This is a genomic window from Tahibacter caeni, from assembly GCF_024609805.1.
GTDB lineage: Bacteria > Pseudomonadota > Gammaproteobacteria > Xanthomonadales > Rhodanobacteraceae > Tahibacter > Tahibacter caeni.
The window spans coordinates 22970-29192 of record NZ_JANFVR010000030.1; the positions used below are offsets into that span (position 1 = coordinate 22970).

Here is a 6223-nt window from a genome sequence, read left to right on the forward strand (position 1 = left end):
TATTCAATGCAAGGCGGCTGCGTCGTCTGCGTAATGCTTCCGCGTCGCCGGGCCGTGCCGGCGCCGCTGCCGTGCGGAACCCGTCGCTGCGCAGCGGAGCCGCTGCGCCTCAGGCAGCCTCAGCGCTTGACCCCCGCGCGCCAGGCATAGACGGCGGCCTGGGTGCGGTCCTGCAGTTCGAGCTTCGCCAGCACGTTGCTGACATGGGTCTTGACGGTCTTCTCGCCTATGCCCATGCGCGTCGCGATGATCTGGTTGGACAGGCCGTCGGCCATGAGTTCGAGCACTTCGCGCTCGCGCTGGCTCAGGCGGTCGAGCGCGCTCGGCGTCGGGTCCGAGTTCGGTGCGCGCACGGCCTGGACCAGCCGCGTCGCGATGCGCGGATGCAGGATGGCCTCGCCGCGCGCGGTGCGGCGCACCGCATCGGCGAGTGCGTCCGCGTCGGTGTCCTTGAGCAGGTAGGACAGGGCGCCGGCCTGGACCGCGTGGACGATCTGCACGTCGTCCTCGTAGCTCGTCAGGATCAGCACCTGGGTACCGGGGCAGGCGCTGCGGATCAGGCGCGTAGCCTCGACGCCGCCGCCCGGCATCACGAGATCGATCAGGGCGACGTCCGGCGAAAGCTCGCGGCATACGGCCGCGGCCGACTCGGCGCTGTCTGCCTCGCCGACGATGGTCAGGTCGTCGCAGGTGTCGAGGAAGGCGCGTACGCCCTGGCGCACCAGCACGTGATCGTCGGCGATGATGACGCGAATCGGTTGACTCATTACAGTCGAGCTCCGTAGTTGCAGCGGACCCGCACCTCGGTGCCGGCACCGGGCGCGCTGATCAGTTCGAAGTGGCCGCCCGGCAGAGCCTCGGCGCGGGCGCGCATGTTGGCAAGACCCATGCCGCCGCTGCGGTCGGCACCGCCGACCCCATTATCCGCGATGGTCAGCGCAATCTGCTCGTCCTTGCGATGGAGGCCGATTGCGACTCTGGTCGCGCCGCTGTGGCGCAATACGTTGGCCAGCGCCTCTTCGGCGATACGCAGCAGCGCTTCGCCGTGTACGGCGTGGTCGGGCACCGAATCGTCGAGGTCGAATTCGCGCTGCAGGCCGCTGAGGCGGGCCCAGCGTTCGGCGAGCTCGCGCAGGCGCGGCGCCAGGAAGCCGCGCGGGGGGCCTTCGCTGCGCAATTCATGGAGCACGTTGACGAGCTGGCGCTGGATGCCGTTGATGAGCTCGAACGAGTCGTCGAGGCGGCTCTTGGCCGCTTCGTCGTCCTGACCGATCAGGCGCCGCGCCGCGCGGATCTGCAGGTTCAGCGCGAAGGCTTTCTGCTTGACCGTGTCGTGCAGGTCGCGCGCGATGCGCTGGCGTTCCTGCAGGCTCGCGAGCTCGGCCCGGGACTGCATCAGGCTCATCAGTTCAGCGGCCATCTGGTTGAGGTCGCGCGACAGACGGCCGAGCTCGTCGCCGCTGTCGTCGGGAATCAGGGTCGAGAAGTTGCCGCTGCTCCAGGATTCGGCTGCGTCGGCGATCGTGTTGAGCCGGCGGGTGACCCAGCGGACCATGAAGAACGCCGTGGCCAAGCTGAACACGACGAGATAGACCAGCAGAATCGGCCACTCGAAGCTCTTCTCGCCGGTGATCCGCTGCCACGGCAGCGGCAGTCGCAGCTCGGTGAGCAGGAAGCCGCGCAGCTGGCCCTTGCCGTCGCGGATCACCGCGAGGACTCGGCGCACGCGCTCGGGTTCCTCGGCGCCGGGCAGATTCACCGAGCCGGTCTCCTGCGCCTCGCCCCAGCTCGCGTCTCCGGCGGTCGGCGGCGTCGCGAGCCAGCCGCTCTCGGGGGCCGTGGCCAGCACCTTGCCGGCCGTGTCGTAGACGCCGACCGCGATCGGAACCTTGGACAGCTCCAGCATCACGTAGGAGGCCGGCGCCAGGCCGTCCTGCGGCCGTTCGAGCCGCAGCACCAGCGCTTCGGCGCGTGTGGCCAGCTCCATCTGGCCCGGCGGTTCGTCGTTGTTCCAATGCTTGCCGATCTCGTCGGCGGCCTCGCGCGTCATCGCCGCCATGCGACCGGAGTCCACGGCCTCGAACAGCTCGTGAAACTCCAGGCTGACGATGGTCCACTGGATCAGCGCGAGCGCCGGCACCGACAGCAGCAGATAGAACAGGGCCAGCTTGAACGTGAGGCCCTGCAGCGGATGGCGACGTTGCGACATGGGAAGGCGACGGCAAAGACGGTCCAGTGTGACCGGTGTGTCGCGGCGTTTCCAGTCGGCGGCGCGAGAACGCCGGGACGCTCGTACCGGTGTCGCCGCGTCATGCCTGACGCGCTAATGTTGCGGTTCGGGACGAGGCGCCGGCCCGGCCGGCACCATTCCCGCCGCGATCTGTGTTCCGCCGCGGCCTGCCTGCAGCCGTGGTCAGTTGATCATGTCGGGATCTGTCACGGGCAGCACGTTGGCCTCTTCGGGCCAGTTGTCGACGAGCGTGACGCGCTCGCCCTGCAGCGAGCCGTTGCCGAGGTTGACGACGGCATGGGCGCTGGACGTGTCGTCGGGCTCGGCCAGCGCGCTGTTGCCTTCGATGGTCACGTCGCGCAGGTCGATGTCGCCGAGATTCAGTAGCGCCGAGGCTGTCAGCACCGAACTGCGCCGGCCGGTCACGGTGTTGCCGGCCAGCCGCGAGCGCGCAAGTTCGAGGCGGCCGAAGTTCAGCACGATGCCGGCGTCGCGCTTGGCCGCGAGCACGGCGTTGTGGCTGATCTCGCTGTCCCAGCCGCGCAAGGTGCCGTAGTTGATGACGATGGCGTTCGCGCCGTCGGCGAAGCTGTCGGTCACGCGCACGCGATCCAGGTGCAGCACGCCGCGGTTGATGATGGCGCCGCGCGAGGCTTCGGCGATGCCGAGGTTCTCGAGCGCGAGCTTGCCGCCGCGGGCGACGCCGACGAGGGCGAACTCGGCGTCGGAATAGCGGCGGATCTCCGCACCGTTGCCGACGATGGTGATGGCGCTGCGGATCAGCGGCAGTCCGAGCGACTGCCGGCTGTCGCCGGGATTGCGCACGATGTAGAGCCCGGCGGGTGCGAGCTCGATGCGGTCGGGCTCGCGCGTGGTTTCGGCGGCGCGGATCGCGGCGATCAGGCCGTCGGTGTCGTGGTCGCGGATCACGAAGGTCGCCGCTGGCGCGGACGCGGAGGCGGCGGCGAGCACGGCGAGACAGAGCAGTCGCAAGGTCATGGAGTTCCCCGGGGAGTGGCTGCAACGCGCCCAACGCTGCTGCAGCGCGATAGAGCTAACGATCTAATCGGCACGGCTGCCGCGACGCGCGTCGCGGCCGCCGCCGGCAGCCGACGGGCGGCAGGAAATCACTGCCGCTGTGGTCGTGTCGGGCTGAGCCGCAGCGGCCGGCCGTTGCCACGGCGGCAGACTGCGCCGTCGCGCCGCGCGCGCTTTGCGCAGCCGGGGCGACGCGGCACAATGCGCCTCCGCTTTCAGATCGAGTCCCCATGTCGCGTCGCATCGTTGCTCGCCGCTCCCCCATCCACGGCAACGGCGTGTTCGCCGTCACCGACATTCCCGCCGGAACCACGCTGATCGAATACCGCGGCAAGCTGCTGACCCACGCCCAGGCCGACAAGCGCTATCCGGGCAATGCCGACACCGGCCACACCTTTCTGTTCACGCTGAACGACCGCTACGTCATCGATGCGAACGAAGGCGGCAACATCGCGCGCTGGATCAATCACAGCTGCGAGCCGAACTGCCAGTCCAGTCTCGAGGAAGACCCCGACGGCGACGCGCGCAAGGACCGCGTGATGATCGAGACCGTGCGCGACGTCCGCGCCGGCGAAGAGCTCTGCTACGACTACGGCATCACCTTGGAAGAGCGGCACACGCCGCGGCTCAAGGCGATCTGGGCCTGCCGCTGCGGCTCGCCGCGCTGCACCGGCACCATGCTCAAGCCCAAGCGCCGGCCGGCCGGTTCCGAGGCCTGAAACCGGCGGCGCGATCGGGTACGGGACTGAACTGCGCTTTGGCTTGGTGATGGGCGAATAGTCGGTACTATTGGCCCAGGCCGCGCGCTGCTGCGAAGGCCCGCGGACCGCCGGCAGGCAGGCGTGGAAAACGGTCTGCCGGACGAACGAGCACAAGCATGGCTTGCGCCGTTCGGCGGAAAACGGGAGCAGGGCCCGTTTTCCGGCGAGCAGCGGGCGACAACTCACAACCGTCGATCGGAGCGGGCGATGCGCATCGACAAGACTCTCGTGGTGATCGGCCTCAGCGACGACGACACGGCGCATCTGCGCCTGCTGTTGCGCAAGGCCGGCGAACAACTGCGCCAGCGCTGGCGCTGGGGCAGCGAGCAGGGCGCCGACCTCGTCGTCGTCGACACGAACGCGTTCGCCGGGCAGATGGCGCGCACGCGCGCGCTGGCCGCCGGCATGCGCGTGGCCGTGATCACCGACGATCCGGCCGAGTCGGACCAGGAACTGCGCCTGCACCGGCCTCTGAAGCTGCCCAACGTCGTCGCGGTGTTCAACACGGCCGGCGGCGACTTCACCCTGGCGCCGCAACTGCAGTCCGGCGGCGACGATCTCTACCTCGAATTCGCGCGCACGCCGTCGAGCAAGCTCGATCCGCCGAGCGCGCTCGTGCGCATGATCAAGGAAGACGGCGTCGCCGACCCCGCGGTGCTCGGCGGTCTGCACGTCGATGCGCCGGTGCCGGACGGCGACGATCCGTTCCACCGCGACGAGCAGGCGCACAAGCCGCGCTATTCGGTGCCGCTGACCCTCGACGAGAACACCCAGGTCGAACGCACGAGCGGAGCGACGCCGCGCAGCGAAGCGCGCGCGTTCGAGGTCAGCGAAGGGCTGACCTTGCAGGGCTCGGCGCCGGGACCGAACACCCTTCCGCCGGTCAAGCGCGGCAGTCTCGCGGTCGACGGCAGCCGTCATGCGCTGCTCGACTACCTGCAGGGCAACCTGCTCGCCGGTCCGGCGCAGATCCGGTTCGACGGTGCGGTCTCGCTGACGCTGGATCCGAAGAACCGCCTGTTCCACAGCGACGGCAGCCTGGCACAGCTCGCGGCCTATGTGCGCGAGCCGCTCGCGCTCGGCGACTGGCGCCGCCTGACCACGGCCGAATTCAATCCGATACGCGAGAGCCAGCCGGCCCAGCCCTATCAGAACCTGATCTGGCTGCAGGCCCTGGCCGGGTCGGGCGGGCGGCTGTCGCCGCAGCTCGATCCGGGCGGCACCTACCGGCTCAAGCACTGGATAGAGCTCGACCGCGACCTGAACCAGCACCAGCGCATCGCGCGCTCGATGATGCAGCCGGCACGCCTCAACGAGATCGCCGCGGCCGCCAACGTGCCGCTGGCCGAGGTGTTCGACGTGGTCAATGCCTATCACGCGATAGGCCTGATCGAATGGGAGCCGCGCGCTTCGCTGCGCGCGCCGGCCAAGACCGAGCGCGAGAGCGGCGGACTGCTGTCGCGCCTGAAGCGGCCGTTCGGCAAATCCTGACGACGCGCGCCGCCGTCAGGATCCGGGCGGCGCCGGACGGAGCGTTCAGTCGGCCTGCGGCCGAACCTCGACCGTGCTCCTGATCGAATTCGCGATGAAGCAGTTCGCGTGGGCGCGTTCGTGCAGCAGCACGATTTCCTCGGCAGTCGGCACCCTGTCGCCGGAGAACCGCGTGCGCGGATTCAGCTGCACGTGGGTCACGGCGAATTTGCCGTCAGCGTTCTTGTCGAGAATCGCCACGGCGTCGTCGGCGTAACTGTCGAGCGTGTAGCTGCGATTCGCGCAGAGCGCGAGGAAGGTCAGCATATGGCAGGAAGATACCGCGGCCAGCAGCAGTTCCTCGGGATCGGTGGCATCGGCTTCGCCGCCGTAGCCCGGCGCCGCGGAATTGCGCAGCTGCTGGCCGCGCTCGAAGCTCAGGCGATGCTCGCGCCGGTAGTTGCCGCGCTCGAACGGGCCGCCGTCGCGCTGCCAGCTCAGGGAAGTGTGGTGTTCGGACATGGAGCCCGGTCCTGTGAGGCGGCACGCGCCGCGGAACGCGGATCATCGCCGCACGGCCGGCTTTGACGAAAGTACCGGCTTGCGGCAGCGTGCGCGAATGAAGAAACGCAGAACCCGTCCGCCGCCGCCGGCGTCTTCGCAACCCGGCGCCGCACGCGGCGCCGCGCGGCCGTCCGTGCCGCGACCGGCATCGGCGCCGGCG

At 69.5% G+C, this 6223-nt stretch carries 6 protein-coding genes; 2 read left to right on the forward strand and 4 right to left on the reverse strand.

Annotated elements, in window-relative coordinates:
* Positions 1 to 119: 119 nt before the first annotated feature.
* The 3 genes from NON22_RS04755 to NON22_RS04765 form a co-directional block, all read right to left on the reverse strand.
* A complete protein-coding gene (locus NON22_RS04755; protein WP_257385779.1) occupies positions 120 to 767 on the reverse strand; it encodes a response regulator in 648 nt (215 codons plus the stop codon).
* Positions 767 to 2209, reverse strand: coding sequence for a HAMP domain-containing sensor histidine kinase (locus NON22_RS04760; RefSeq protein WP_257385780.1), 1443 nt, complete (start codon positions 2207 to 2209; stop codon positions 767 to 769). Before NON22_RS04760 ends, NON22_RS04755 begins: the two co-directional genes overlap by 1 nt.
* Positions 2210 to 2413: 204 nt before the next feature.
* On the reverse strand, positions 2414 to 3229 hold the full coding sequence (locus NON22_RS04765) for a hypothetical protein (RefSeq protein ID WP_257385781.1): 816 nt from the start codon (positions 3227 to 3229) through the stop codon (positions 2414 to 2416).
* A 269-nt stretch (positions 3230 to 3498) separates the two neighbouring features.
* On the opposite strand from NON22_RS04765, the gene NON22_RS04770 reads away from it, so the two are divergent.
* Entirely contained in the window at positions 3499 to 3987 is a 489-nt protein-coding gene (locus tag NON22_RS04770) for an SET domain-containing protein (protein WP_257385782.1), read from the forward strand.
* 249 nt (positions 3988 to 4236) lie between these two features.
* Positions 4237 to 5520, forward strand: coding sequence for a hypothetical protein (locus NON22_RS04775; RefSeq protein ID WP_257385783.1), 1284 nt, complete (start codon positions 4237 to 4239; stop codon positions 5518 to 5520).
* Positions 5521 to 5565: 45 nt separating this feature from the next.
* Here the strand turns inward: NON22_RS04775 and NON22_RS04780 are convergent, their stop codons facing one another.
* On the reverse strand, positions 5566 to 6021 hold the full coding sequence (locus NON22_RS04780) for an OsmC family protein (RefSeq protein WP_257385784.1): 456 nt from the start codon (positions 6019 to 6021) through the stop codon (positions 5566 to 5568).
* Positions 6022 to 6223: the final 202 nt, after the last annotated feature.

Excerpts from the sequence above, each read along its gene's own strand:
- NON22_RS04770 (WP_257385782.1), top strand. The coding sequence starts at position 3,499 with ATGTCGCGTCGCATCGTTGCTCGCCGCTCCCCCATCCACGGCAACGGC.
- NON22_RS04765 (WP_257385781.1), bottom strand. The coding sequence starts at position 3,229 with ATGACCTTGCGACTGCTCTGTCTCGCCGTGCTCGCCGCCGCCTCCGCG.
- NON22_RS04755 (WP_257385779.1), bottom strand. The coding sequence starts at position 767 with ATGAGTCAACCGATTCGCGTCATCATCGCCGACGATCACGTGCTGGTG.
- NON22_RS04775 (WP_257385783.1), top strand. The coding sequence starts at position 4,237 with ATGCGCATCGACAAGACTCTCGTGGTGATCGGCCTCAGCGACGACGAC.
- NON22_RS04780 (WP_257385784.1), bottom strand. The coding sequence starts at position 6,021 with ATGTCCGAACACCACACTTCCCTGAGCTGGCAGCGCGACGGCGGCCCG.
- NON22_RS04760 (WP_257385780.1), bottom strand. The coding sequence starts at position 2,209 with ATGTCGCAACGTCGCCATCCGCTGCAGGGCCTCACGTTCAAGCTGGCC.